Below are 25848 nucleotides of genomic sequence, written 5' to 3'. Positions count from 1 at the left end.
ACGTGTTTTCCGACGGACGCAGGTTCGGGCCATCCATCAAAAACCGGCGCTGGACAAAGGTTTGAAGGCGATAATCAGCCTTGCGATTCGACCAGAGTTTTCAGATTGGCCAGGCCCCTCTCATAGTCGCCCCCGACCCACTGATCCATCATCAGCCCCATCCAGCGCGCCATCGGATTCAGCCCGAGATCAGAACTGAACCCCCATGTGACCTTGGTCTGATTCCCTTCGGGAGTAAGATCGAAAAAGGCCAATGCTGTCCCCATCGACCCAAAATCCAGCGCAGTACGAACCGTTTGATCCGGCACGCTTTCGATGATTTCCTGTGACCCGCTGCCGACCTGCGGATGCTCAGAGCTCCAGTTCAGGGTGTTTCCCACCCCAGCCTCAGGCCCGCTATAGTTCAGCTGTGTTTCGGGGTCATGCGACAGCCAGGGCGACCATTTCTCGGTCTCCTGCATCGAATTCACATAGGGAAAGATGGCACTGGGCGGGGCGTCGATGGTAACGCTGCGCGACACTTCGGCCTGACCGGGCAGCAGGTAGGACACACCAACCAGCAAAAGAACCAAAAGCAAAAGAACACTTAAAATACGCTTGATAAATCGCATGAAAAATCTCCGATCCAATCCCGGATACGGCGAGTATAACAAAAAAGGACGCAGAATTAGAGGTCTGATCCCACGTCCGGCAAGCACGACCTTTATCTGCGGCTCAGACGACCACGAATTTCTTTTCTTCGGGGTCGTAGCATTGCAGCCCGCCCTCACCGATATCCGTCCACAACCCATGCAGGCTGAGCGAGCCATCCTGAACCGCCGACGAGACAAACGGGAAGGTCATCAGATTCTCAAGCGAGGCGACAACCGCCTGCCGTTCAAACTGTCGCGCCTGATCCTGAGCATCCTCGACATCAGCGACCAGATCGTATTTCGGCTTTAGGATATCCATCCAGCGGCCAACAAAGCTTTCTTTTGCTTCCAGCTGCGGGGCCTGGCCTTTGCACATGTCGATACAGCCCTGTACGCCACCGCATTGCGAATGGCCCAGCACGATCAGATGCGCCACCTTCAGCGCGGTCACGGCGTATTCGATCGCAGCGCTGGTACCGTGATGATCGCCATCGGGCGCGTAGGGCGGGACGAGATTGGCGATGTTGCGGTGAATAAAGAACTCACCCTGATCGGCCCCGAAAATCGAGGTCACATGGACCCGGCTGTCGCAGCAGGAAATCACCATCGCGCGCGGGCGTTGCCCCTCGGTCGCCAGACGGCGATACCAGACCTGATTTTCCGAGTATGTGGTGGCTTTCCAGCCATGATACCGCTTTACCAAATAGGACGGCAAAGGTTTGGCATGGTCCATTCAATTGTCCCTCAATTAGTCGTTCAGGCTGCTCTAGCCCGAATTCGCGGAAAATTCGAGCAATTATCCCGTGCGATGGCAAGGTTTTGCAAAGGAATTCCGCGCCAAAGTCGCCCTGTGCCGTGGGGGCATCAAGAATTGGGGTGAATGTGGTGGATAAGATACTCACGCTTGAACACAAGGAAACCGTCCGTCTGGACCCGGATCAGCTGAACGGGCTGTACCGGCAATTGGGCGACAAGAACGCGCTGGACGTGTTGTGCCGCACGGTCGAGGAACTGGCCGTGCGCCTGTCAAACTGCGAACGCTTCTGGCGGCAGCGCGACTGGGTCGGCTTGCGCAAATGCGCACGATCGCTGGTCGCCATTTCCGAACAGATCGGAATGATTGCGCTGGCACGGGTGGCCGGGGATGTGGCGCATTCTGTCGACGCAGGGGATGCGGTGGCCACCGGGGCCACCTTGTCCCGGTTGATCCGGGTGGGTGAGAAATCGCTGACCGTGATCTGGGATCAGCAGGATCTATCGGTTTGACGGGGCTTGCAGACAGGCCGTAGGCGGCTAGGCTGGGCGCGAATTGAACCAGCCGAGATGCCCATGACCCTGTCCTTCGCTTCGCCCCCTGACCCGTCCCTGCCGCTGCATGTCATTGCGCAACCCGATCTGGATGACTGGTTGGCGGGCCAGCCGGACACCGTGGCGAATTGGCTTCGTACCGTCGGATTTATCGGCGCAATGGGTCAAGTTGCATTGATCCCGGGGCCAGATGGCACACCAGAGTTTGCCGTGGCGGGCTATGGCAAAGCATCCGGGCGCACACGCAAGCGGTTTCCGCTCGCGGCAGCGGCTGAGGCGCTGCCGGAAGGCACCTATCACATCGCGTCTGGCGTTCCCGATGACACGTTGGAGACCGAATGCCTCGGCTGGCTGCTGACCGGCTATGCCTTTGATCGCTATGCCAAACAATCCCCGGCCAAGGCGCGCCTGATCGCACCGGAAGGCGCCGATGCTGCGCGGATCGAGGTTATGGCGCAATCCGAAGCTCTGACCCGTGATCTGGTCAATACGCCGACTGCGGATATGGGGCCGGACCAGTTGCAAGCCGCGGCCGAGACTCTGGCGCAGGAATTCGGGGCCAAATTCGACGTGATCCGGGGCGATGATCTGCTGGATCAGAACTTCCCAATGATCCACGCCGTCGGTCGCGCTGCCACGCAAGAGCCGCGTTTGATCGAAATGAACTGGGGTAGCGCCGGTCCCAGGCTGACGCTGGTTGGCAAAGGCGTATGCTTCGACACGGGCGGGCTGAACCTGAAACCCGGCAATTCGATGGCGCTGATGAAGAAAGACATGGGCGGATCGGCCAATGTGCTGGGTCTGGCGCGCATGATTATGGCGCTGAAACTGCCGCTACAGTTACGAGTTCTGGTCCCGGCGGTTGAGAATTCGGTTGCTGGCAACGCGTTTCGACCCGGTGATATCCTGACCTCGCGCAAAGGTCTGACGGTTGAGATCAACAACACCGATGCCGAAGGGCGGCTGGTGCTGGCCGATGCGCTGGCACTGGCGGATGAGGGCGCGCCGGATCTGGTGATCTCGATGGCCACGCTGACCGGCGCGGCGCGGGTGGCTGTCGGCCCTGATCTGGCCCCGTTCTACACCGATGATGACGCCGCCGCGGATGCCTTGGCGCGGGCGGGCAAACAAGCCGCCGACCCGGTCTGGAGGATGCCCTTCCATGAACCCTATGAGGCGATGATTGAGCCGGGGATTGCCGATCTGGACAATGCGCCCTCGGGCGGGTTTGCCGGATCAATCACCGCCGCCTTGTTCCTGCGGCGGTTTGCGGGTGATAACCGCTACATGCATTTCGACATCTATTCCTGGCAGCCCAGCAAGGCACCAGGCCGCAGCAAAGGCGGCCTCGGTCAGGGTCCGCGCGCGCTGTTGACCGCACTGCCCGAGATTCTGGGCCTATGACGCAACAGCGCATCATACACCCCGTGGCCGATCTGCTGCGCCGTCCTGATGGACCGCGCGACCGGCAGCTTTTGTTTGGTGATACCGTGAATGTCACGGAAACCCAGAACGGTTGGAGCCGCGTGACGGCTGACAAAGATGGCTACTCCGGCTGGATCACCTCGGATCAGCTGGGCGCGCCGGTGCCTGACAGCCACTGGATCACCGCCCCCGCGACCCATGCTTATGCCGAACCGGACATGAAAAGCCCGGACCGCGTTTCGCTGAGTTTCGGCAGCCGGGTACAGGTCTTATCGGAACAGGACCGGTATTTAGAAACCGAATTGGGGTTCATCCCCGCCGTTCACGCCAAGCTCAAAACAACGCGGCTGACCGATCCGGTGTCGGTGGCCGAGTTGTTTCTGGGCACGCCATACCTTTGGGGCGGCAACAGCCGCTTTGGGCTGGATTGCTCGGGCCTTGTGCAGGCCGGGTTACTGGCCTGCGGCATCCCCTGCCCTGGCGACAGTGGCGATCAGGAACGGGAACTGGGTGAGGCGCTGCCCGCAGGCACCGCCCCCAAACGCGGAGATCTCTTGTTCTGGAAAGGCCACGTGGCCTGGGTCTATGGCGACAACATGCTGTTGCACGCCAATGCCTATCACATGGACGTCACCTTTGAGCCGATAGATCAGGCAATCACGCGCATTCTAGAGCAAGGGGATGGCCCGGTTACGGCCCATAAACGGCTCTAATCAAGGTCAACCGAGCGGATCAGCTTGCGTTCCAGCACCCGTAAGACAGTCCGTAAATCGTGGCCGCGTTTCAGGATGCGGCCATCCATGCCGACCACAGAATACATCCCCTGCCGTTGCCGCAGACGCGGATGTTTCTCGACCCGATAGATCGGGTGTTCCGCTGTGCGGCGAAAGATGGAAAACACCGCCATGTCCCGAAGATTGGAAATTCCGTAGTCCCGCCATTCTCCGGCGGCGACCATCCGGCCATAGACGGACAGGATATGGGACATCTCGTGCCGGTTAAACGCGACGGGCATCTGTGCCGAGTTTGCAGAGAACCGGCTGGGAGGCTGCATGTTCATACCCTCAGCCTTGCCGGAAAACGCGTTTGAATCAAGCCCAACTGCATTCAGGTGTGGTAATTTGGTCCGCCGCGCCCTAGCGCCGACCGACCTGACGGCAGATCAGAATCACCGGCAACAGCCCCACCGCAAGGATCACCAGCGACGGTACAGCCGCGCCCTCTAACCGCTCATCCGAGGCCAGGCGGTAGGCCTGCACCGCCAGCGTATCAAAGTTGAAAGGCCGCATGATCAGCGTGGCAGGAAGCTCTTTCATCACATCGACAAAGACGATCAGCAGAGCTGTCAATAACGATGGCGTCAGAATCGGCAGATGCACCCGGCGCAGTGTTCCCAGCGGCGTCTGGCCCAGTGACCGCGCCGCGGCATCCATATTCGCGTGAACAGTGCTTTGCCCGCCCTCATAGGCGCTGAGCGCGGCGGCCAGAAAGCGCACCATATAGGCCGCGACCAGCAACCAGATTGACCCTGTCACCAGCAGCCCCGTCGAAACATCGAAAGTTTCCCGCATCCACGCGTCCAAGGCATTGTCAAAGCTGGCAAACGGCACCATCAGACCGACCGCAATCACCCCGCCCGGCACCGCATAACCCAGACGCGCCAGATAGCCGGTCGCCGAAGACCCGCGCCCCGGGCGCAGACGCTGAAAGAACCCAACGCAGATCGCCGCGAATACCGTGACCACAGCAGCCGTGCCCGCCAATGTCAGAGAATTGCGGATAAATCCGATATAGCGTCGCGACATCAGGTTCTGTTCGGACTCCACCCCCATCAGAACCAAAATGCAAACCGGCAGCAAAAAGCCCAGAACCACTGGAATTGCACAGAGCGTAAACCCGGCGACAGCCTGCCAGCCTTTTAACTGCGCGGCGGGCAAAGCGGCGTGGCTTTTGCCTGCTTGATAGTATTTTGCCTTACCGCGCCGGGTCCTCTCAATGACTGCCAACAGCAGTGCAAACCCCAGCAGACACAGCGCCAATTGCGCAGCGGCGGCGCGGTCTCCGATCGAGAACCAACTGGTGTAAATGCCTGTGGCAAAGGTCTGCACACCGAAATAGGCCACGGTCCCGAAATCGGCGATGGTTTCCATAATGGCCAGCAGGACCCCTCCGGCAATCGCCGGGCGCGCCATCGGCAGAGACACCCGCCAAAACGCCTGCCACGGGCTGTTGCCCAGCGCGCGGGCGGCCAGAAAGGCCGTTGCGCTTTGTTGCAGGAACGCGGCGCGGGCCAGCAGATACACATAAGGGTACAACACGAGAATCAGCATCAACGCTGCGCCCTCGGTCGAGCGAATCTCAGGGAACCAATAGTCGCGCGGGCCCCAGCCGGTCACATCGCGCAGCGTGGTCTGGACGATGCCGGGATGATCCAGAATGAACGTATAGGCATAGGCCAACACGTAGGCCGGGAAGGCCAGCGGCAGGACCAGCGCAATTTCAAGAACGCGAACGCCGGGGAACCGCGTCATGGTCACAAGCCACGCCGCCCCCACGCCGATACACAGCGTTCCAATCGCCACCAAAACCACCAGAAACAACGTCGTCAGAGCGTAGCCGGGCAGAACCGTCGCGAGCAGATGCGAGATCGTATCTGTTCCGCCCGTCACCGCAGCCAGAACAACAGCAATCATCGGCAGCAAGCAGGCAGCCGCCACCAGATAAGCAACCGAGGCCACCAACCGGGTGCCAAACACGCCCCGATTGCGCGTTCCGTGTTCTGAATACTCGATTTCGGCCATGTTTCCGGTTGTGACAGGTAAAGGCGCAGGTTCTGCCTTTAATCGACTAAAACGCTAAGAAACACCAGTGTGCGGTAAGACAAATCTGCGGCACAAACTGCCGCAGATCATCCCAGAGACCTATTCGTAAACCCGCTGATCCTCAATCACCAACCCGTCCTTGGGCAAAGATCCGGGGGCCACGACCTCAATCGCGCCTTTCAGTTTCAGCACCTCAGCCACGGACTTGGCATAGACCACGTCATCGCTGCACGGGCTTTCGATCTGAACCGTCATTGTGTCCATCTCGCCCTGACGGGCGGCGATGACTCGGGCCTTGACGATCTCTTCATGCTTGTCGACCAGCGCCGCCACTTGTTCCGGGCGCACGAACATGCCCTTGATTTTGGTGGTCTGATCGGCCCGGCCCATCCATCCTTTGATCCGCGCATTGGTGCGGCCGCAAGGCGACTGGCCAGACATGATCGCCGAAAGATCACCGGTGGCGAAACGGATCAACGGGTAATCAGGGTTCAACGAGGTCACAACGACCTCACCCACCTCACCCTCGGCCACAGGTGTTCCGGTGCCGGGCGTGACGATCTCGACGATGACATGCTCGTCGATGATCATCCCCTCCATCGCGGGACTTTCATAGGCGATGTTGCCCAGATCGGCAGTGGCATAGCATTGCAGGCAGGAAATCCCGCGATCGGCATATTCCTGACGCAGCGATGGGAACAGCGCGCCGCCGCCGACAACAGCTGTAGCGAAATGCAGTGAGACACCCATCTCATCCGCTTTGTCCAGAATGACTTTCAGGTAATCCGGCGTACCCGCGTAAGAGGTGCAGCCGACATCACGAGCGGCGGTAACCTGCAATTCTGTTTGACCCGTACCGGCAGGCAGAACAGCAGCACCCACAGCCCGCGCGCCGCTTTCAAAGATCATGCCCGCAGGCGTCAGATGATACCCGAAACAGTTCTGCACGATGTCCCCCGGACCGACGCCTGCCGCGTGCAGGAACCGCCCCATCCGCCACCAATCGGCATCAGTGCTGCCGGGTTCGTAAATCGGGCCGGGAGATTGGAACACGTGATGGAAATGCCGCGCCGGCTTGACCGTGAACCCGCCGAATGGAGGCCGCGAAGCCTGCGCCTGCGCCAGATCGGATTTCCGCAGAACCGGCAATTTCACCAAATCTTCGACCGAAGCGACCACACTGCTATCAACCCCGTCCAGATGCGCCGCAAAACCCGGCGCAGACAGCGCCCGCTGCAACTGAACCTTCAGCGCCTGAGACTGATCGGCCACCCGCTGATCGGCAGACCGGGTCTCGAGCGCGTCGTAGAATTTCGTCATGACCAGATCCTCCATCCGTTTACAGCCACCGCTTGCGGCGGCGGTACGAGCGCACGTCGCGGAAGCTTTTGCGCCCTTCGTCGGACATACCCAGATAGAATTCTTTCACATCGGGGTTTTCACGTAATTCGTTTGCCGGGCCATCCATCACCACCCGGCCCGATTCCAGAATATAGCCGTAATGCGCAAACCTTAGAGCCACATTGGTATTCTGTTCGGCCAGCAGGAACGACACGCCCTCTTTCTCGTTCAGGTCCTTCACGATGCCGAATATCTCTTCGACCAGCTGCGGCGCCAGCCCCATCGAGGGTTCGTCCAGCAGGATCGTTTCAGGCCGTGACATCAACGCCCGGCCCATGGCGACCATCTGCTGTTCACCACCCGAAGTGTAGCCGGCTTGGGAGCGGCGGCGCTCGGCCAGTCGAGGAAAATAAGAATAGACAAGCTCAAGGTCCTTTTGGATCGCGGCCTTGCCGTCCTTGCGGGTATAGGCCCCGGTCAGCAGGTTTTCCTCGACCGTCAGATGTTCGAAACAGTGGCGGCCTTCCATCACCTGAATGACGCCCTTTTCCACCAGATCAGCCGGGTCGCTTTCATGTACGCTGGTGCCGCGATAGGTGATCGTGCCTTTGGTCACTTCACCCCGCTCTGAATGCAGCAGGTTCGACACCGCCTTGAGCGTCGTGGTCTTGCCCGCGCCGTTACCACCCAGCAGAGCGGTGATCCCCCCCTTGGGTACGCTCAGGCTGACACCTTTCAGGACAAGGATCACGTGATTGTAGATCACCTCGATATTGTTGACCTCAAGCAGGGTTTCCGCCTGAACTTCGGTGGTTTGAGCCGCATCCAGCATCTGCGCGTATCCTTGTGCGAGTGTTGGGTTCGGGAACGGCGGCGCACCGCCGTCCCTTTGTTCAAGGCGCTGGTATCAGCAGCGCGGTGCGATGTTGTTTTCCGACGCGTAGGCACCGGAATCTTCGGTGATCAGCGGGCCGATCACGTCACTGTCGGTCGGTTTGAACTCGGAAATCATGCTCCAGGTCTTGCTGGCTGCATCCCACTGAGTCACACCAACCAGCGCGTCACCGCCGTGGTTTTGGCAGCTGACCGAGAAGGCCGGACCAAAGTTCGGCAGCCCCAGTTCGGCCATCTTGGCCTCGGTGATCTCCAGTGCCTCCATCCCTTCGCGCATATCTGCGGGGGTGATTTCAGCGTTGCCCGAGATTTCCTGAGCTTTCTTCGCGGCTTCGGCTGCCAACATCGCGGCATAGAGACCGCGGTTATAGAGAACTGAACCCACCTGATCGCCTGCACCGGCTGCCTTGCCGGCGTCGACCACGTATTTGTTCAGCTCTTCATACAGCGGATAGTCCGCGCCGACATTGTGGAAGGTCAGGGCCTTATAGCCATTCGCGGCCTCACCCGCAGGTATCACGTCATTTTCCGAGCCCGACCACCAGATGCCGATGAAGTTTTCCATCGGGTACCGGATGTTGGCCGCTTCTTGGACCGCGACCTGATTCATCACGCCCCAGCCCCACATCAGGACAAAATCGGGACGATCACGGCGGATCTGCAACCACTGCGATTTCTGCTCTTGACCGGGATGGTCGACCGGCAGGGCCACAAGCTCAAAGCCGTGCTTTTTCGACAGTTCCTCAAGCGTGCGGATCGGCTCCTTGCCATAGGCCGAGTTGTGATAGACCAGCGCGATTTTCTTGCCGCTCAGGTCGCCGCCATTCTCATCCAGCAGATAGTTGATCGCGCCCGAGGCCCCATCCCAGTAGTTGGCCGGATAGTTGAATGTATGGCTGAATACGTCGCCATTCTTGGCCGAGGTCCGACCATAGCCCATCGTGTGCATGGGGATGCCGTCAGCAGTAGTTTTGGGGATCAGCTGATAAGTGATACCAGTGGACAGCGGCTGATACAGCAACGCGCCTTCACCCTTGGTGGACTCGTAGCACTCAACACCTTTTTCGGTGTTATAGCCGGTTTCGCATTCGACGACCCGGACCGGAACGCCGCCGATCCCACCATCGCGCTCATTGAGCAGCGTGAAGTAATCCGCATACCCATCCGCAAACGGAATGCCGCTGGCCGCGTAGGGCCCGGTACGATAGCTGAGCGACGGGAACACGAGGTCGGCCATAACGGGGCCTGCCGCCAGAGCGGCGCCCAGCGCCACGGTTGCTAGTTTCAATTTCATCGGGTGTCTCCTCCCTTGGTTAGTCCGATGTTGGGGCCGGGCGTGTACCGCCCGTTATTGGATTGGACCGGCCTCTAGTGTGGGAACGGCCACAGTCTGAGTTTCTCTTTTGCCACGCGCCAAAGCTGCGCCAGACCATGTGGCTCAAGGATCAGGAACATGATGATCAGCGCGCCCACGATGACGAGGTTCAGATGCGCCACGATATCAGTGGGCCAGCCCAGCCAGTCGGCGCCCACGACCTTTAGCACCACCGGCAGCAGCACCAGAAACGCCGCCCCCGCAAATGAGCCAAAAATAGAGCCTAATCCGCCGATAATGATCATGAACAGCACCAGAAATGACTTCTGGATGCCGAACACTTCGCCCACTTCGACCGCGCCCAGGTACACCGCAAAGAACAGCGCGCCCGAGATTCCGACAAAGAACGAACTGACAGCAAAAGCGGTTAGTTTGGCTTTCAGCGGGTTCACCCCGATGATCTCGGCGGCGATATCCATATCGCGGATCGCCATCCATGTACGTCCCGTTGTGCCGCGCGTCAGGTTACGCGCGACAATGGCGCTGATGGTCAGGAAGATCAGGCAAAACAGATAGGTCGCCCAGGCCGAGGCGTTCGGACCGGTGATGACGATGCCGAACACATCCCGTTCGGGCGCGTTGATCTGGCCCGAGGCCGAGTAGTTGTAGAACCACGGCACCCGGTTGAACAGCCAGACCAAAAAGAACTGCGCCGCCAGCGTGGCCACAGCCAGATAGAACCCCTTGATCCGCAGAGATGGCAAACCAAACAGCACGCCCACCAACGCCGTGATACCCCCGGCGAGGATCACATGGATGAACATGCTGACATCTGGGAAGGCGGTCATGAGCTTGTAGCAGGCATAGGCGCCCACAGCCATGAAGCCTCCGGTCCCCAACGAGACCTGCCCGCAATAGCCCACCAGTATGTTCAGCCCGATCGCCGCAATGGCGTAGATCAGGAAGGGCAACAGCAGAGCGTTGGCCCAGTAATCGTTGATGATGAAAGGGATGATCCCAAACGCCACCGCCAGCACGACATAATACCGATACCGGTCGAACTTGATCGGGAAGGTCTGGCTGTCGTCGATATACGAGGTTTTGAAATCCCCGGCCTCACGATAGAACATCTGTTACTTCCCCCACTCTTCTTGCGCCTTGTTGCGGGCCTCGGCGTTCAGTTGGTTGGACCCCTTGGCATACCCGCTCGCCTCCGAGCTGCGCACCAGTTTCATGTAGGCCAGTATGCCTGTGACCAACCCGGCAAAGGCTAGGATCGCGGCCACGACCAGCTGGCTGTCAGTCAAATCGTCCGAAGTGATGGCGATATAGCCAAACGCCCAGAACCCGGCCCATGCGATGACGTTGATGATGGCGATGAGTTTGGCCATGGCTACACCCTCTCGATGATCTTCTCGCCGAACAGACCCTGCGGCCGGAACACAAGGAAGATCAGCGCCAGGACATAGGCAAACCAGTTCTCAGTCGCACCGCCGACCAGCGGGCCGATGGCGAACTCGAACAGTTTCTCACCCACGCCAATGATCAGCCCGCCGACAATCGCGCCGGGGATCGAGGTGAACCCACCCAGCATCAGGACCGGCAGCGCCTTGAGCGCAATCAGTGACAGCGAGAACTGCACGCCTGATTTTGTGCCCCACATGATGCCCGCAACCAGTGCAACGAACCCGGCCACCGACCAGACCATGATCCAGATGAAGTTCAGCGAAATCCCCACCGACAGCGCCGCCTGATGGTCATCCGCCACGGCGCGCATCGCACGGCCCTGTTTGGTGTACTGACTAAACGCCACCAAGGCCGCCACCAGCAGCACCGCAATCACCGTCGCCACGATATCCAGATTGTCGATGAAAAAGCCGTAACCGAAGATGTTGAAGGTGCTCTCATCAATCCAAAGGTTGATCCCCTGCGGCAGCCCCACATCCAGCGTCTTGATCTCGGACCCCCACATCAGATCAGCTACGCCCTCAAGGAAATAAGCCAGACCGATGGTGGCCATGAACAGGATGATCGGCTCCTGCCCCACCAGATGCCGCATGACGAAACGCTGTACCGCCCAGGCGAGCAGCACCATCACCGCCATGGTCAGGATAATCGCCACCAAAGCGGGGACGTTCCACCCGAAGTAGTGGATATGCGTGCCAAAAGTCGCATTGATCAGATGCGCAAACGGCACCTGCCCGTTCATGATCCCGACCAATGTCATGGCAGCGAACAGGGCCATAACCCCTTGGGCGTAATTGAAAATCCCCGAAGCCTTGTAGATCAGAACAAAGCCCAGCGCGACCAGCGCATATAGAACCCCGGCCATCAGGCCGTTGAGGATGACCTCCATCGCAAAAACGAGTTGTTCAGGCATTTGCGCCTCTCCCCATGTCTGTCGACTGCTTAGTCATGGCTGACCCCAAGATAGGCGTCGATGACGTCCTGATTGCTGCGCACCTCGTCTGGTGTGCCGTCGCCGATCTTTTTGCCGTAATCCATCACAACCACCCGGTCGCTCAGATCCATCACCACGCCCATATCGTGTTCGATCAGAGCGATGGTGGTGCCGAATTCATCATTCACGTCGAGGATAAAGCGGCTCATGTCCTCTTTCTCCTCCACGTTCATCCCTGCCATAGGCTCGTCGAGCAACAACAGCTTGGGCTCCGCCGCCAGCGCACGCGCCAGTTCGACGCGTTTCTTCAAGCCGTAAGGCAGACGAGACACCGGCGTCTTGCGAATGTGCTGGATTTCCAGAAAGTCGATGATCTTTTCGACGGCCTCGCGGTTTTCGACCTCTTCCGCCTCGGCCTTGCCCTTCCAGAACGCCTGCTGGAACATATTGGTCTTCATAAAGCTGAGCCGCCCGGTCATGACGTTGTCCAGCACGCTCATGCCTTCGAACAGAGCGATGTTCTGGAATGTCCGCGCAATTCCCTGCTGCGCAACCTCATAGGGACGCATCGGCGGGCGCTTGGCTCCGTGGAACCAAACCTCACCCTCTTGCGGGACATAAAACCCCGAGATCACGTTCAGCATCGAGGACTTACCGGCCCCGTTCGGCCCGATAATGGCGCGGATCTCACCCTCGCGGATATCGAATGAGATATCCTTGATCGCCACCACACCGCCAAAGCGCAGAGTGATGTTCTTCATCTCCATCACCACACCGCCGATTTTGCGGCCGTCTTCGGTGACATACCCTTCGGTAGAATCAAGCATCTTTCGCCCACTTCATAACATGGTTCAAGAAAAGACAGCTCAACACGCCTGCGCCGAGATATCCGTAGATTGCACCACCATCGTAAGCTTTCTCGGGATAGGCGACGGCGCACATGAATCCGATCAACCCTCCAATGACCGCGCTGAGAACATACGAAAAAGCGCCTGAAACTCGGTCAGAAACATAAGAGACAGCTCCAACTCCGATGCCCATCGACAATGCGACGATCAATACGGGGACCATGAACATCATTCCGCAGCCACCTTGTGCTGCGCCACCTCGACCACCGGCGCATCCACGATCTCAAGCGTCGCGCTGATCGAACCCTTGCGACCGTCCTCATAGGTCACTTCGGTTGTGGTCGAAACGGATGCCGAGCCATCATAAAGCGCGTCGATGATGTCCTGGAATTTCTCCTCGACAAAGCGGCGGCGCACTTTGCGGGTCCGGGTCATCTCTCCATCGTCGGCATCCAGTTCCTTGTGCAGAACGACAAAGCGATGCACCTGGCAGCCCGACAGCATCTCATCCGCGGCAACGGATTTGTTCACCTCTTCCACATGTCCTCGAATCGTCTCTAACACACGGGGATGACTGGTCAGATCCTGGTAGGAGGCATAGGCCACATTGTTGCGCTCTGCCCAGTTTCCAACCGCGGTGAGGTCGATGTTGATAAAGGCGACGCAGCGATCCTTGCCGTTGCCGAACAGAACAACTTCGAGGATATCGGGATAGAACTTCAGTTTGTTCTCGACATATTTCGGCGCGAACATCGACCCGTCAGCCATTTTGCCCACGTCCTTGGCGCGGTCGATGATGCGCAGATGGCCGGTGTCTTCCTCAATGAAACCGGCGTCCCCCGTGGCCACCCACCCCTCAGCATCCTTGGTCGAGGCGGTGGATTCCGGGTTGTTGTAGTACTCGACGAATACCCCGGGTGAGCGGTAGTGTATCTCTCCCGCATCGTCGATCTTCAGCTCAACATCCGGCGCCGGAACACCCACGGTATCGGCGCGCACCTCGCCATCAGGTTGCGCGGTGATGAACACGGTGGCTTCGGTCTGGCCGTACAGCTGTTTCAGGTTGATGCCCAGTGAGCGATAGAACTCGAAAATCTCCGGCCCGATCGCCTCACCCGCGGTGTAACCCACCCGGAAGCGACCATAGCCCAGCGTATCCTTGAGCGGCCCGTAAACCAGCGTATTGCCCAGCGCATATTTCACCCGGTCGCCAAAGCCGACGGGCTTGCCGTCCAGCAACAGACCACCCACCTTTTTGGCGTGGGCCATGAAATGGTGGAACATGCGCTGCTTCAGCTTGCCCGCATCCTCCATCCGGATCATCACATTGGTCAACTGAGTCTCAAACACGCGCGGCGGGGCGAAGAAATAGGTCGGCCCGATCTCGCGCAGGTCGGTCATCATCGTGTCGTGGCTTTCGGGGCAGTTCACACAGAAACCGCACCAATAGGCCTGACCAATGGAAAAGATGAAATCGCCAACCCAGGCCATCGGCAAATAAGACAGGATGTCTTCGTTCTGCGTCAGATGGTCAAAATTGGCCGAGTTCTTGGCGCTTTCAATCACATTACGGTTCGACAGCACCACGCCCTTGGGTTTGCCCGTGGTGCCCGAGGTGTACAGCATCACGCAGGTGTCGTCATAGGTGATGTCGGCAATCCGACGATCTAGTTCGGCATCAAACCGTGCGTGGCCTGCGCTGCCCTCGGCCATGATGTCTTCCAGCGCGTTCATCTGAGCGTGGTCGTATTTCCGCATCCCGCGCTTGTCGGTGTAGAGGATGTGTTTGACCTGATGCAGGTTCTCTTGGATTTCGATGACCTTGTCGACCTGCTCCTGATCTCCGCAGACGACGAATTTCGCGGCGCAATGTTCCAACACATAGGCCATCTCTTCGGCGACCGCGTCCTGATAGAGCGGCACCGGCACCGCGCCTACCATCTGAGCGGCGACCATCGACCAGTAATGCGCCGGGCGGTTGCGACCTATGACAGCGATATGGTCGCCCTTCTCAACGCCAATCTCAAGAAACCCAAGCGCAATCGCACGGATTTCACTGGCCGTCTCGGCCCAGCTCCAGCATTGCCAGATGCCGAATTCTTTTTCCCGATAGGCCGGGGCATCCCCGAACTGTCTCGCATTGCGGTGTAACAGCGCCGGAAGGGACAGCATTCCCTCGACACCTGACTGCGTCTGAGCCAATCTTCATCTCCTCCCCATCCGACCCCTCCCCGGGCCGCAAATGGCGGGTCCAGGTTGAGTCCCCGGACGCCAATGCCCGATTAAGGGCAGTGACAACGATCAGCGTCAAGTTTTGCCTGATGTTTTCTCAATTCTTACGAATTGTAACAGGTGTAACCCCATCAATGCAGGTGACGTTGGCAAAGGTCTTCTTCCCAACACCGGCAAGCAATGATATGACGCCCGGCAAGCTTTTTGGCGATGGCGTCGCCAGAGTTATTCAGCGATGAAACCCATATCCTGTACGCCGGGACTTTCAATCAGGAGATTGAGGGCCCGTCCTGATCTCCGTATCAACAGGAGACAGCCATGGCCTGGTCCCCCGACAAAACCGAAGTCAAAAGCTGGAACGAATGGGACACCCTGCGCCACGTTATCGTGGGCCGCGCGGATGACTGTCACATTCCGCCTGAGGAACCCGCTCTGGACGCCAAAGTGCCTGAAGACAGCGACATGCGCGGCCAATGGGGACGCAGGCCTCAGGAAACGATCGACCGGGCCAACGAACTGCTGGACAATTTCGCTGATCAACTGCGCAAGCGCGGTATTCGCGTGGATCGCCCAACATCCATCGACCACTCGCAACCGGCCACCACCCCGGATTTTCACACCGATAGCCAGTTCGGCTGCATGCCTCCGCGCGATGTGCTGCTGACCGTCGGGCACGAGATCCTCGAAGCGACGATGTCCTACCGGTGCCGCTGGTTCGAATACCTGAACTATCGCCCGCTGATGCAGCAATATTGGGACGAAGACCCAAACTTCCGCCACGAGGCCGCGCCCAAGCCGCGCCTGACCGATGCGGATTACCATCCCGATTACCTGAGCGAGAAGATCGGCGTCGAAAAGCGCCTGCAATGGGCGGCCGAAAAGTTCTTTGTCACCACCGAGGAAGAGCCGCTGTTCGATGCAGCCGACGTCTTGCGCTTTGGTCGCGATCTGGTGGTGCAGCACGGGTTTACCACCAACCTCAAGGGGATCGAATGGCTGCGCCGTCACTTCCCCGACCACCGCGTCCACACGGTAAACTTCCCCGGTGACCCCTATCCGATCCATATCGACGCAACTTTCACGCCTCTGCGCCCCGGGCTGATCCTCAACAACCCCCAGCGCCGCCTGCCCGAAGATCAGCGCGGCATGTTCGAGAAAAACGGCTGGGAGATCGTGGACGCTGCCCAACCCGCCCACAACACGCCGCCGCCGCTGTGCTATTCTTCGACCTGGCTGTCGATGAACGTGCTGGTGCTGGACCCGAAAACCGTCTGCGTCGAGAAATCCGAGGTCTATCAGGCCGAGCAGATGGACAAGCTGGGCATGGAAGTGGTCGAGGTCGACCTGCGCGACGCCTACGCCTTTGGCGGCGGCCTGCATTGCTGCACGGCGGATGTCTATCGCGATGGAGAGTGCGAGGATTACTTCCCGAATATGTAGGTATTTCGGGTTGAGAACATGGTGCCTGGGATATTCTCAGGCATCCTATCTTGCTTGAAAGGATAGAGTTCGATGTTGCGGGATTGGCCGCTGTGAGCCCAATGCGGACCCATGCTCAGCCCCTGCCAATTGGGCCATAGATGTTTATCCAGCACCAAAATCGACTAACATTCGCAAATATGGTAGGCTGTTGTTATTCCCTTTAAGTCACTAGGAGAGGCAACATGACTTGCAATCCTTTGTGCCGTGTCGTTACAGCACTAGTCCTTTTGGCTGTCTTTGTTGAACCAGCGAATGCATCTCCGCTTATCAATGCGGCTCGCGACGGCGATTTGGCCAAAGTTGAAAGCCTTTTGAACGAAGGCACAGATGTGAATGTGAAAACGGTTGCTACGCCACTTTATTTTGCGGCCCAGCGAGGCCATCTGGACGTTGTTGAGCTTTTGGTCAGTCGCGGAGCGGACGTCAATATTGTGACGGATTTCGGGACTGCACTTCAGATTGCCGCTCGAGGCAACAAAATCGAAATAGTTGAGCTTCTTTTGAAGAATGGCGCGGACCCGAACATCTCTGGTGGTGATAAACACTTCACACCTCTTCATGATGCCGCTGAACGGGGTGCAATGGAAGCTGCACAATTGCTTCTAGCGAATGGCGCAGACATCAACAGTCGTGCGCAATGGGACCAGCCACCGATACACTTGGCGGCATTCAAAGAGCGTTCTGAAATGGTTTCTTTTCTTCAGGAACAAGGTGCAGCGCCACTTTCAGTTGAACCTCTAACGGAAAGCGAACTCGCAACCGCAGACATTGAAGAAGGCCGTGCCCGGGTGCTTGCTTGTAAATATTGTCACGCGGTCGAAAAAGAAGAAGAAACCAAAGGCCCGGCTCCCGGGCCCCATCTATGGAACATTGTTGGTCGGGAAAGAGGCGGTTTTCCGGATTATCCCTATTCTGACGCAATGAAAGCCCTAGACGGAACATGGACATTTGAAGAGTTAAATCGTTTTTTGGCAGACCCAACTGGTAACGTGCCGGGTACGGCTATGGGGCATGGGCACGAGATTGACAGAACTTTGAGGGTGGCGGTCATTGCCTATCTGCGCACTCAAAGCGATGACCCATTGCCGTTGGAATAATCACTGACATTGTTGGAAACCAAATGTCGGCTTCGTCCGCAATCCAGACACTAAACTGCAATTCGGTTTGAGCCCGAGACTACAACCAATCCCGCAAAATCGGGATCAGAGGCACATCCGCTGCGGGCATCGAGTAGTTCCTCAGATCGTTGGCGCGGACCCATTTCAACGCCTGCCCTTCCTTGGACTGCGGGATACCCTCCCACTTCCGACAGGCAAACAGGGGCATCAGCAGGTGAAAATCGTCATAGCTGTGGCTGGCAAAGGTCAGCGGTGCGAGGCACGAGGCCCAGGTGTCGATGCCCAGTTCCTCATGCAATTCGCGGATCAAGGCGGCCTCGGGGGTTTCGCCGGGTTCGATTTTGCCGCCGGGGAATTCCCACAGACCGGCCATGGACTTACCCTCGGGCCGCTGCGCCAGCAGGACACGGCCCTCGATGTCGATCAGAGCCACGGCAGACACTAATACTGTTTTCATGAACGGTAGTCCGCGTTGATCTCGATATAGCCGTGGGTCAGGTCGCAGGTCCAGACGGTGGAAGCCCCTGCACCCAGCCCCAGATCAACCGCAATCACCAGATTCTGACCTTTCATATAGGCGGCGGCGTCTTCTTCGCGGTAGTCGGGACTAACCCAGCCTTTTTCGGCCACAAGGATATCTCCGAAGGAAATGCTCAGCAGGTCGCGGTCGGCGGCGGCGCCGGATTTGCCGATGGCCATGACGATGCGACCCCAGTTGGGGTCCTCGCCCGCGATGGCAGTTTTGACCAACGGCGAATTGGCGATCGCCAGCCCGTGCGTCTTGGCGTCGGCATCCGTGGTGGCCCCGGTCACGCGGATTTCAACGAATTTCGTGGCCCCTTCACCGTCGCGCACGACCTGCTGCGCGAGGTCCAGCATTACCGCTTCAAGCGCCTGTTCAAACGCTGCGTTGCCCGTGGCATCCACGCCCGATGCGCCGGTCGCGCACAGAAGCAGGCTGTCTGAGGTCGAAGTGTCGCTGTCCACTGTGATGCAGTTGAAGGTCCGGTCGGTCTGCGCGCCCAGAAGGGATTGAAGCGCCGACTGCTCAACCTGCGCATCGGTGAAGATATAGACCAGCATCGTCGCCATATCGGGCGCTATCATGCCCGAACCCTTGGCAATCCCCGCAATAGAGACTGTTTTGCCGCCAATCTCGACCTGCGCCGACGCGCCCTTTGGGAAGGTGTCGGTGGTCATGATCGCGCGGGCTGCGTCCTCAACCGCATGACGGCTGAGGCCTGATGTAAGCGCCTCAAGCTGCGCCACGATCCGCTCATGCGGCAGTGGCTCGCCAATCACGCCGGTCGAAGAGGTAAATACCCGATCGACCGGAACGCCTGTGGCCTTGGAGACAGCCTGTGTCACCTCGGACACCGAGGTTTGGCCAAAATGGCCGGTAAAGGCATTGGCATTGCCCGAGTTCACCAAAATCGCCGCTGGCCCATCCGAAGGCCCGCCGATCTTGTCCTGACAGTCCAGAACAGGAGCCGCGCGCGTGGCCGAACGGGTAAATACCCCGGCCACCGAAGTGCCAGGGTCGAGTACGGCCAGCATGACATCAGTGCGGCCCTGATAGCGCACGCCCGCCTCGACGGTGGCAAAGCGCACACCGTCAATTGCGGGCAAGTCGGGAAAGGCCGCCGGGGCCAGCGGTGAGATTTTGGTGATCTTGGCCACTTGGGTTACTCCTGAATCAGGTCCAGCTGCCGCACCACTTCGGGGCCAGCCCCTTCCAGCGCTGGGCGGTCGATCTGCGCCTGCTGTGTCAGCTCGTCAATGCGGGCTTGAATCACTTCCTGCTGAATCGCCTGTGCGAGTTCGCCACGCACCGCCTCAAGCGCCGGTGCCTCGGATTTGCGCTTGTCGTTCAGAATGACCACGTGCCAGCCAAATTGGGTCTGAACCGGGTCCGACACCTGACCTTTTTCCAACCCGAGCACGGCCCCTTCAAACTCCGGCACCATCTGACCCTTGCCGAACCAGCCCAGCGCCCCGCCGTTGGGGCCGGACGGGCCGGTGGACTTTTCTTTGGCTAGCTCGGCGAAATCGGCGCCGTCATCCAGTTGCGCCTTGATGGCATTAGCCTCTTCCTCGGTTTCAACCAGAATATGGCTTGCGTCAAACTCATCCTCGCCTTCGAAATCAGCGTATTGCGCGTCATAGGCCGCCTGTATCGCCTCGTCCGACAGCTCTTGCTCCAGCAGCGCGGTCACGGTCTGCACTGCGCGCAGCGACCGACCTTCATTTTCCAGTGCCAGCGCGTTCAACGTGGTCAGATCCTCTTGCTGCTGGCCCAGCAATTGCTGCTGGATAAGCTGATCCAGGATCAACTCGTACAGAACGTCGTCCTGAACCTGCTGATATTGCTGCGGAAGCGTCGCCGCAGTGGCGATAACGTGACCCAATGTGATCTCGTCCCCGTTCACAACCGCCACCACGGTGCTGGCATCGGGCTTGGTTTCGGCGGCCAGCGGCAGGGCCATCACGGCAGCAAGCGCCAGCGATGGCAGAAAAGTGAGGCCTTTGGGCATGGAATCATCCTATTTCTTTGCCGCGACAGGGCGCGGCGTTGACACTCTGGAACCTGCCGCTTACATCGCTTTGAAGCCTTGGACAGGGCCGCCTTTCACCCCCCGTATCTATGGGTTGCGCGCAAGGTAGGCAAGCCTGTCGCAACCAAGACAAGAACAGATCCGCTGGAGTGAACATGCTGGGACTCGGAACGCTCGCCAAAAAGGTGTTCGGAACACCGAACGACCGCAAGATCAAGGCGACCCGCCCCCTGATCGAAAAGATCAACGCGCTGGAGCCCGAGTTCGAGAAACTGTCCGATGAGGGCCTGATCGAAAAGACCGAAGAGCTGCGCAAACGCGCGCTGGATGGTGAAAGCCTGGATGCCCTGCTGCCCGAAGCCTTTGCCAACGTGCGAGAAGGTGCCAAACGCGCGCTGGGTCTGCGCGCATTTGACGTCCAGCTGATGGGCGGCGCATTCCTGCATCAGGGCAATATTTCGGAAATGAAAACGGGTGAGGGTAAGACGCTGGTCGCCACTTTCCCGGCTTATCTGAACGCGCTGACCGGCAAGGGCGTGCATGTCGTAACCGTGAACGAATATCTGGCCAAACGCGACGCTGAGTGGATGGGTAAGGTGTTTGGCGCGCTTGGAATGACCACTGGCGTAATCTGGTCCGGCCAGCCCGATGCCGAGAAGAAAGCCGCCTATGCCTGCGATATCACCTACGCCACCAACAACGAGCTGGGCTTTGATTATCTGCGCGACAATATGAAGGCCGATCTGGCCGAGATTTACCAGAAACACCACAACTTCGCGATTGTGGACGAGGTCGACTCGATCCTGATTGACGAGGCGCGGACACCGCTGATCATCTCGGGCCCGTCGCAGGACCGCTCGGATCTTTATACTGCGATCGACGGGCTGATCCCCTCTCTGCAAGAAGATCACTACACGCTGGACGAAAAGTCCCGCAATGTGACCTTTACCGATGAAGGCAACGAGTTTCTGGAAGAACAGCTGATCGCGGCTGGCCTGATCCCCGAAGGCCATTCGCTGTACGATCCGGAAAGCACCACTGTTGTCCACCACGTGAACCAGGGCCTGCGCGCCCACAAGCTGTTCCAGCGCGACAAGGATTATATCGTGCGCGACGGCAACGTGGTTCTGATCGACGAATTCACCGGCCGCATGATGCCGGGCCGCCGCCTGTCCGAAGGTCTGCATCAGGCCATCGAGGCCAAGGAGGGCGTGCCGATCCAACCGGAAAACGTGACGCTGGCCAGCGTGACCTTCCAGAATTACTTCCGCCTGTATGACAAGCTGGGCGGCATGACCGGTACGGCCTTGACCGAGGCCGAGGAATTTCAGGAAATCTACGGTCTGGGCGTGGTCGAAGTTCCGACCAACAAGCCGATCGCCCGTGTGGATGAAGACGATCAGGTCTATCGCTCTGCTGGCGAAAAATACGGCGCGATGATCGAAGAGGCGAAAGAAGCGCGTGACAAGGGTCAGCCTGTTCTGATCGGCACCACCTCGATCGAGAAGTCCGAACTGCTGAGCCAGATGCTGACCAAAGAAGGCATCGAACATAACGTTCTGAACGCCCGCCAGCACGAGCAAGAGGCGCAGATCGTTGCCGATGCCGGTCGTCTGGGCGCGGTGACTATCGCCACCAACATGGCCGGTCGCGGCACTGACATTCAGCTGGGCGGCAATGTCGAGATGAAGGTTCTTCAGGCGCTGGCCGAGAATCCCGAGTCCGATCCGGCCCAGCTGCGTGCCGCCGAAGAGGCGCGCCATGCGGAAGAGAAAGAAAAGGTTCTGGCCGCTGGCGGTCTTTATGTCATGGCGTCCGAGCGCCACGAAAGCCGCCGCATCGACAACCAGCTGCGCGGTCGTTCTGGCCGTCAGGGTGACCCGGGCCGTACCGCGTTCTACCTGAGCCTCGAAGACGATCTGATGCGCATCTTCGGATCTGAGCGTCTGGAAAAGGTCCTCAACACACTGGGCATGAAAGAGGGCGAGGCTATCGTCCACCCTTGGGTGAACAAATCGCTGGAACGGGCGCAATCCAAGGTCGAAGGCCGCAACTTCGACATGCGCAAAAACGTTCTGAAATTCGACGACGTGATGAACGACCAGCGCAAGGTGGTGTTCAGCCAGCGGCGCGAAATCATGTCTTCGGATGATCTGTCTGAAATCGTCTCGGACATGCGCGAACAGGTGATCGACGACCTGATCGACGAATACATGCCGCCGAAATCTTATGCCGACCAGTGGGACACCGACGGTCTGCACGAGGCGATCAAAGACAAGTTGACCATCGACGCGCCGGTTCAGGACTGGGCCGCCGAAGAAGGCGTGGATGACGAACAGGTGCGCGAGCGACTGGTTAACGCGGCAGATGAAATGATGGCGCAGAAGGCCGTTGCCTTTGGCCCCGAGAACATGCGCAACATTGAAAAGCAGGTGCTGCTGAACACCATTGACGGCAAATGGCGCGAACATCTGCTGACACTGGAACATCTGCGCTCGGTCGTCGGGTTCCGCGGCTACGCCCAGCGCGATCCGCTGAACGAATACAAGAACGAAAGCTTCCAGCTGTTTGAAAGCATGCTGGACTCCCTGCGCGAAACCGTGACCCAGCAGTTGTCGCGCGTACGTCCGCTGACCGAGGAAGAGCAGCGCGAGATGCTGGCGCAGATGCAGGCTCAACAGGCACAAGCCCAGCAAGCAGTTGATCAGGCCGCCGGACAGGCCGAAGCGGTGGCCGAGGCTAAAGCTTCGGGCGATGCGCGCCCCGGCTTTGTCGAGGATGACCCAAGCACTTGGGGCAACCCTTCGCGCAATGATCCCTGCCCCTGTGGATCGGGCAAGAAATTCAAACATTGCCACGGTCGCCTGACCTGACGTTACCCTAATTCAGACACATTGAGTCCTATTCACGGCCACATATTGGCCGTGATTCAGCGCCACAGTGCGACTCGCTCCTTCAACTGGGGAGGGTGTCTTGTTTGTAATAAAGAACTATGTGACCACCGGCGGCACTGCCTTTTGCGCGCTGGCTATTGGTTACTTGATGCAGAATGGAACTCCTGCGCCCGATGGCGCGCAGGCACCTGAACGTGTGGCTGCTGAACACGCGTCGGTTGTACCCGGGCTGGAAGGCATTGTCCTGACCTCCTCACCTTCCGCCTTTACCACCAACCCGACGCCAAACAGGGTACAAAGGACCCTACAGCCCAGCCGGTCAGCCCCCACTGACCACGCCGATTGCAGCATCAGCGCCCGCGCCACAGCCGTAACCGGTGCCGCTGCTCGCCTGACCGTCAAAGCCCCCTGCCACGGCAATGAACGGATCGAGGTGCATCACAGCGGCCTGACCGTAACCCAGCAGACCGATTCCAACGGAAGGCTGGACCTGACCATTCCGGCCTTGTCGGAATACGCAATTTTCCTGATCTCGCTCGAAGATCAAAAGGGCACCGTCGCCACCACTCACATCCCTGACATTGCCCATTACAACCGTGTCGCCCTGCAATGGCAGGGTGACACGGATCTTCAGATCCACGCCCTGGAATTCGGCGCCAATTACGGCGGCACGGGGCACGTCTCTGCCGATCCAGAGACGCAGGGCCTCGGCACTGTCGTCAATCTGGGGCAAACCGGGCTCAGTGATGCTGGCAATATCGAGATCTATTCTTTCCCAGCAACGCAATCCCCGCAAACAGGCACGATCGAATTGACCGTTGAGGCCGAAGTGACTGCCAGCAATTGTGGGCGCGATCTGAACGTGCAATCGCTGGAACTGCGCGGCGACCGGCAATTGCGTTCCAGCGATCTGACGCTCAGCTTCCCGGATTGTTCGAAGACCGGAGAGTTTCTGGTGTTGAATAATCTGTTCCAAGACCTGACAATCGCGGCAAAGTAATCCGCAGGCAGGCTCGACTTTCTGATGACATTTTTTCGTGTGGCGGCAGTCGCACTGATTTCGGCAACCTTCGCCCCGGCTGTGTCGGCGCAGGATATCACGCTGACCTCGCATGACGGCAAGGTCGAGGTCACAGGCACCCTTTTGGGCTATGACGGTGAGTTCTACCGCGTCGACACGCAGTTCGGAGAGCTGACGGTCGACGGGTCAGGCGTCACCTGCGATGGCCCAGCTTGCCCCAGCCTGATCGATTTCGTCGCCGAACTTCGGTTCTCAGGGTCTTCGGTGATGGCCGAGAAGGTCTTACCGGCCCTCTTAGCCGGGTTTGCCGCGCAGGAAGGCCTTACAATCGCTGTTCAGGAAACCGATGCCAACAGTCTGACGTATGAACTTCTCCGACCCGGTCGCAAAGCGCCTCTGGGACGGTTCCTGTTCAACGTCGGAAATACCGGCCAGGGCTTTTCCGATCTGATCGTGGACCAGACCGATATCGTCATGGCGCAGCGCGAGGTCCGCCCGACAGAGCAAGAGGCGGCGAAATCCGCCGGGTTGGGCGATCTCGCCCATGCGCGCCGTTCGCGGGTTATAGCCTTGGACGCGCTGGTACCCATCGTAGCGCCGGACAATCCGGTCGCGCACATCTCACCGGTCGAGTTGGCGCAGGCCTTTTCCGGGCAGATCGACAATTGGGCAGACTTGGGCGGCCCGGATGCACCGATTTCTCTGCACTTGCCTGCGGCAGGGTCAGGGCTGGCGCAGGGGATCGAAGACCGCTTGCTTGGCCCTGCGGGAGTGTCCTTGTCGGACGCCATAACCCGGCATGACCGTGGAAGCGATCTGGTTCGACAAGTCGCAAGTGACTCATTTGCCATCGGTATCGCCAGTCTGGCCGAAGCCGACAGCGCGCGGACTCTGCCCCTGTCAGGCGGTTGCGGTCACGCGTTGTCCGCGACGCGCCAAGCTATCAAGACCGAGGATTATCCGCTCACCTCGCCGATGTTCCTGTACCTGCCGGACCGCCGCCTGCCCCGCATTGCGCGACAGTTTTTGGCGTATACGCAAAGCGACGCGGCTCAGATGACGATCCGGTCGGCGGGTTTTGTGGATCAGGCCCCCGAGATGACGCATCTGGGCTTGCAAGGCGACAGGCTGGCAAATGCAATAGCTTCCGGTGCGTCAGAGGTGGGGCTGGAAGAGCTACAACGGATGATTGAAACGCTACGCCCCATGTCTCGACTGTCGCTGTCTGTTCGGTTCGAGGCCGGTTCGTCCCGCCCAGACGCGCAATCGCGGTCAAACATCCGACAACTCGCGCATCAGCTTGAAACCGGGACGCTGGATGCGCGCAAGCTGGTATTTATCGGATTCAGCGATGGCGATGGCGGTGCAGCGGCAAACGCACGGATTGCGCTATTGCGCGCCAAAACCGTTCGCAATGCAGTTCTGGCGGCGGTGGAAACAGCGATTCCCAAGTCGGTCACCCTTGAAGTTGACGCTTTTGGCGAGGCGATGCCCATGGCCTGCGACAACACGGATTGGGGCCGCAAAGTCAATCGCAGGGTCGAAATCTGGGTGCAGTGA

General features: G+C 59.0%; 24 protein-coding genes. 8 read left to right on the top strand and 16 right to left on the bottom strand.

Annotated features, from left to right (window positions below):
- Window positions 1-74: 74 nt before the first annotated feature.
- Together ACOQOY_RS11765 and ACOQOY_RS11760 are read right to left on the bottom strand one after the other, a co-directional pair.
- Complete coding sequence (locus ACOQOY_RS11765) at window positions 75-611, bottom strand: SRPBCC family protein (RefSeq protein ID WP_420585606.1); 537 nt, start codon at window positions 609-611, stop codon at window positions 75-77.
- A 103-nt stretch (window positions 612-714) separates the two neighbouring features.
- Window positions 715-1365 carry a carbonic anhydrase gene (locus ACOQOY_RS11760; RefSeq protein WP_420585605.1) on the bottom strand — a complete coding sequence of 217 codons (651 nt, stop codon included), beginning with the start codon at window positions 1363-1365 and terminating at the stop codon, window positions 715-717.
- Window positions 1366-1508: 143 nt separating this feature from the next.
- Between ACOQOY_RS11760 and ACOQOY_RS11755 the strand changes: the two genes are divergently transcribed.
- From ACOQOY_RS11755 to ACOQOY_RS11745, 3 genes are all read left to right on the top strand, one after another.
- Window positions 1509-1898, top strand: coding sequence for a hypothetical protein (locus ACOQOY_RS11755; protein WP_420585604.1), 390 nt, complete (start codon window positions 1509-1511; stop codon window positions 1896-1898).
- Window positions 1899-1961: 63 nt separating this feature from the next.
- A complete protein-coding gene (locus ACOQOY_RS11750) occupies window positions 1962-3344 on the top strand; it encodes a leucyl aminopeptidase family protein (RefSeq protein ID WP_420585603.1) in 1383 nt (460 codons plus the stop codon).
- Window positions 3341-4078, top strand: coding sequence for a C40 family peptidase (locus tag ACOQOY_RS11745; RefSeq protein ID WP_420585602.1), 738 nt, complete (start codon window positions 3341-3343; stop codon window positions 4076-4078). The genes ACOQOY_RS11750 and ACOQOY_RS11745 overlap by 4 nt, the downstream gene beginning before the upstream one ends.
- On the opposite strand, the gene ACOQOY_RS11740 is transcribed toward ACOQOY_RS11745, so the two are convergent.
- From ACOQOY_RS11740 to ACOQOY_RS11690, 11 genes are all read right to left on the bottom strand, one after another.
- Complete coding sequence (locus tag ACOQOY_RS11740; protein ID WP_420585601.1) at window positions 4075-4425, bottom strand: DUF2794 domain-containing protein; 351 nt, start codon at window positions 4423-4425, stop codon at window positions 4075-4077. The two genes, ACOQOY_RS11745 and ACOQOY_RS11740, sit on opposite strands and share 4 nt — an antisense overlap.
- Window positions 4426-4501: 76 nt before the next feature.
- Window positions 4502-6166, bottom strand: coding sequence for an ABC transporter permease (locus ACOQOY_RS11735; RefSeq protein ID WP_420585600.1), 1665 nt, complete (start codon window positions 6164-6166; stop codon window positions 4502-4504).
- A gap of 120 nt (window positions 6167-6286) precedes the next feature.
- Window positions 6287-7507, bottom strand: coding sequence for a phenylacetate--CoA ligase family protein (locus ACOQOY_RS11730; RefSeq protein WP_420585599.1), 1221 nt, complete (start codon window positions 7505-7507; stop codon window positions 6287-6289).
- Between the two features lie 19 nt (window positions 7508-7526).
- The gene (locus ACOQOY_RS11725) at window positions 7527-8360 is read right to left on the bottom strand and encodes an ABC transporter ATP-binding protein (protein ID WP_420585598.1); all 834 of its coding nucleotides are present in this window, start codon (window positions 8358-8360) and stop codon (window positions 7527-7529) included.
- A 75-nt stretch (window positions 8361-8435) separates the two neighbouring features.
- Window positions 8436-9716, bottom strand: a complete 1281-nt coding sequence (locus ACOQOY_RS11720) for an ABC transporter substrate-binding protein (RefSeq protein WP_420585597.1) — start codon at window positions 9714-9716, stop codon at window positions 8436-8438.
- A 74-nt stretch (window positions 9717-9790) separates the two neighbouring features.
- The gene (locus tag ACOQOY_RS11715; protein ID WP_420585596.1) at window positions 9791-10867 is read right to left on the bottom strand and encodes a branched-chain amino acid ABC transporter permease; all 1077 of its coding nucleotides are present in this window, start codon (window positions 10865-10867) and stop codon (window positions 9791-9793) included.
- 3 nt (window positions 10868-10870) lie between these two features.
- The gene (locus tag ACOQOY_RS11710; RefSeq protein ID WP_420585595.1) at window positions 10871-11128 is read right to left on the bottom strand and encodes a hypothetical protein; all 258 of its coding nucleotides are present in this window, start codon (window positions 11126-11128) and stop codon (window positions 10871-10873) included.
- Between the two features lie 2 nt (window positions 11129-11130).
- Window positions 11131-12117, bottom strand: coding sequence for a branched-chain amino acid ABC transporter permease (locus tag ACOQOY_RS11705; protein WP_420585594.1), 987 nt, complete (start codon window positions 12115-12117; stop codon window positions 11131-11133).
- Between the two features lie 29 nt (window positions 12118-12146).
- Window positions 12147-12965 (bottom strand): ABC transporter ATP-binding protein, encoded by an 819-nt coding sequence (locus ACOQOY_RS11700; RefSeq protein WP_420585593.1) that lies wholly within the window; start codon window positions 12963-12965, stop codon window positions 12147-12149.
- Window positions 12958-13218, bottom strand: coding sequence for a hypothetical protein (locus ACOQOY_RS11695; RefSeq protein WP_420585592.1), 261 nt, complete (start codon window positions 13216-13218; stop codon window positions 12958-12960). The genes ACOQOY_RS11700 and ACOQOY_RS11695 overlap by 8 nt, the downstream gene beginning before the upstream one ends.
- The gene (locus ACOQOY_RS11690; RefSeq protein ID WP_420587240.1) at window positions 13215-15158 is read right to left on the bottom strand and encodes an AMP-binding protein; all 1944 of its coding nucleotides are present in this window, start codon (window positions 15156-15158) and stop codon (window positions 13215-13217) included. Before ACOQOY_RS11690 ends, ACOQOY_RS11695 begins: the two co-directional genes overlap by 4 nt.
- Before the next feature lie 378 nt (window positions 15159-15536).
- Here ACOQOY_RS11690 and ACOQOY_RS11685 point away from each other — a divergent pair, with 378 nt between their 5' ends.
- Window positions 15537-16658, top strand: coding sequence for a serine/threonine protein kinase (locus ACOQOY_RS11685; protein ID WP_420585591.1), 1122 nt, complete (start codon window positions 15537-15539; stop codon window positions 16656-16658).
- A 224-nt stretch (window positions 16659-16882) separates the two neighbouring features.
- Window positions 16883-17797 (top strand): ankyrin repeat domain-containing protein, encoded by a 915-nt coding sequence (locus tag ACOQOY_RS11680; protein WP_420585590.1) that lies wholly within the window; start codon window positions 16883-16885, stop codon window positions 17795-17797.
- 79 nt (window positions 17798-17876) lie between these two features.
- Here ACOQOY_RS11680 and mutT read toward each other — a convergent pair whose 3' ends face one another.
- Genes mutT through ACOQOY_RS11665 form a run of 3 tightly spaced genes read right to left on the bottom strand, consistent with a single transcriptional unit; the run spans window position 17877 to window position 20352 of the window.
- A complete protein-coding gene (gene mutT, locus ACOQOY_RS11675) occupies window positions 17877-18275 on the bottom strand; it encodes an 8-oxo-dGTP diphosphatase MutT (RefSeq protein WP_420585589.1) in 399 nt (132 codons plus the stop codon).
- A complete protein-coding gene (argJ, locus tag ACOQOY_RS11670) occupies window positions 18272-19498 on the bottom strand; it encodes a bifunctional glutamate N-acetyltransferase/amino-acid acetyltransferase ArgJ (RefSeq protein ID WP_420585588.1) in 1227 nt (408 codons plus the stop codon). The genes mutT and argJ overlap by 4 nt, the downstream gene beginning before the upstream one ends.
- A gap of 5 nt (window positions 19499-19503) precedes the next feature.
- Window positions 19504-20352: a peptidylprolyl isomerase gene (locus tag ACOQOY_RS11665; protein WP_420585587.1), complete on the bottom strand. Its 849-nt coding sequence runs from the start codon at window positions 20350-20352 to the stop codon at window positions 19504-19506.
- Between the two features lie 176 nt (window positions 20353-20528).
- On the opposite strand from ACOQOY_RS11665, the gene secA reads away from it, so the two are divergent.
- The 3 genes from secA to ACOQOY_RS11650 all read left to right on the top strand — a co-directional run bounded on the left by secA (window position 20529) and on the right by ACOQOY_RS11650 (window position 25848).
- Window positions 20529-23246: a preprotein translocase subunit SecA gene (secA, locus tag ACOQOY_RS11660; protein ID WP_420585586.1), complete on the top strand. Its 2718-nt coding sequence runs from the start codon at window positions 20529-20531 to the stop codon at window positions 23244-23246.
- Window positions 23247-23346: 100 nt separating this feature from the next.
- The gene (locus tag ACOQOY_RS11655) at window positions 23347-24267 is read left to right on the top strand and encodes a hypothetical protein (RefSeq protein ID WP_420585585.1); all 921 of its coding nucleotides are present in this window, start codon (window positions 23347-23349) and stop codon (window positions 24265-24267) included.
- A gap of 24 nt (window positions 24268-24291) precedes the next feature.
- Window positions 24292-25848: a phosphate ABC transporter substrate-binding/OmpA family protein gene (locus ACOQOY_RS11650; protein WP_420585584.1), complete on the top strand. Its 1557-nt coding sequence runs from the start codon at window positions 24292-24294 to the stop codon at window positions 25846-25848.

The organism is Ruegeria sp., assembly GCF_965221235.1.
Lineage (GTDB): Bacteria > Pseudomonadota > Alphaproteobacteria > Rhodobacterales > Rhodobacteraceae > Ruegeria.
This window is presented reverse-complemented; position numbering and strand designations above follow the sequence as displayed.

Bases quoted from the DNA above. Each gene is read 5' to 3' on its own strand.
- ACOQOY_RS11665 (WP_420585587.1), bottom strand. From the start codon at position 20,352: ATGCCCAAAGGCCTCACTTTTCTGCCATCGCTGGCGCTTGCTGCCGTG.
- ACOQOY_RS11745 (WP_420585602.1), top strand. From the start codon at position 3,341: ATGACGCAACAGCGCATCATACACCCCGTGGCCGATCTGCTGCGCCGT.
- mutT (WP_420585589.1), bottom strand. From the start codon at position 18,275: ATGAAAACAGTATTAGTGTCTGCCGTGGCTCTGATCGACATCGAGGGC.
- ACOQOY_RS11710 (WP_420585595.1), bottom strand. From the start codon at position 11,128: ATGGCCAAACTCATCGCCATCATCAACGTCATCGCATGGGCCGGGTTC.
- ACOQOY_RS11680 (WP_420585590.1), top strand. From the start codon at position 16,883: ATGACTTGCAATCCTTTGTGCCGTGTCGTTACAGCACTAGTCCTTTTG.
- ACOQOY_RS11725 (WP_420585598.1), bottom strand. From the start codon at position 8,360: ATGCTGGATGCGGCTCAAACCACCGAAGTTCAGGCGGAAACCCTGCTT.
- ACOQOY_RS11650 (WP_420585584.1), top strand. From the start codon at position 24,292: ATGACATTTTTTCGTGTGGCGGCAGTCGCACTGATTTCGGCAACCTTC.
- ACOQOY_RS11690 (WP_420587240.1), bottom strand. From the start codon at position 15,158: ATGCTGTCCCTTCCGGCGCTGTTACACCGCAATGCGAGACAGTTCGGG.
- ACOQOY_RS11705 (WP_420585594.1), bottom strand. From the start codon at position 12,117: ATGCCTGAACAACTCGTTTTTGCGATGGAGGTCATCCTCAACGGCCTG.
- ACOQOY_RS11730 (WP_420585599.1), bottom strand. From the start codon at position 7,507: ATGACGAAATTCTACGACGCGCTCGAGACCCGGTCTGCCGATCAGCGG.
- ACOQOY_RS11695 (WP_420585592.1), bottom strand. From the start codon at position 13,218: ATGATGTTCATGGTCCCCGTATTGATCGTCGCATTGTCGATGGGCATC.
- ACOQOY_RS11685 (WP_420585591.1), top strand. From the start codon at position 15,537: ATGGCCTGGTCCCCCGACAAAACCGAAGTCAAAAGCTGGAACGAATGG.
- ACOQOY_RS11750 (WP_420585603.1), top strand. From the start codon at position 1,962: ATGACCCTGTCCTTCGCTTCGCCCCCTGACCCGTCCCTGCCGCTGCAT.
- secA (WP_420585586.1), top strand. From the start codon at position 20,529: ATGCTGGGACTCGGAACGCTCGCCAAAAAGGTGTTCGGAACACCGAAC.
- ACOQOY_RS11740 (WP_420585601.1), bottom strand. From the start codon at position 4,425: ATGAACATGCAGCCTCCCAGCCGGTTCTCTGCAAACTCGGCACAGATG.
- ACOQOY_RS11765 (WP_420585606.1), bottom strand. From the start codon at position 611: ATGCGATTTATCAAGCGTATTTTAAGTGTTCTTTTGCTTTTGGTTCTT.
- ACOQOY_RS11735 (WP_420585600.1), bottom strand. From the start codon at position 6,166: ATGGCCGAAATCGAGTATTCAGAACACGGAACGCGCAATCGGGGCGTG.
- ACOQOY_RS11715 (WP_420585596.1), bottom strand. From the start codon at position 10,867: ATGTTCTATCGTGAGGCCGGGGATTTCAAAACCTCGTATATCGACGAC.
- ACOQOY_RS11760 (WP_420585605.1), bottom strand. From the start codon at position 1,365: ATGGACCATGCCAAACCTTTGCCGTCCTATTTGGTAAAGCGGTATCAT.
- ACOQOY_RS11720 (WP_420585597.1), bottom strand. From the start codon at position 9,716: ATGAAATTGAAACTAGCAACCGTGGCGCTGGGCGCCGCTCTGGCGGCA.
- ACOQOY_RS11700 (WP_420585593.1), bottom strand. From the start codon at position 12,965: ATGCTTGATTCTACCGAAGGGTATGTCACCGAAGACGGCCGCAAAATC.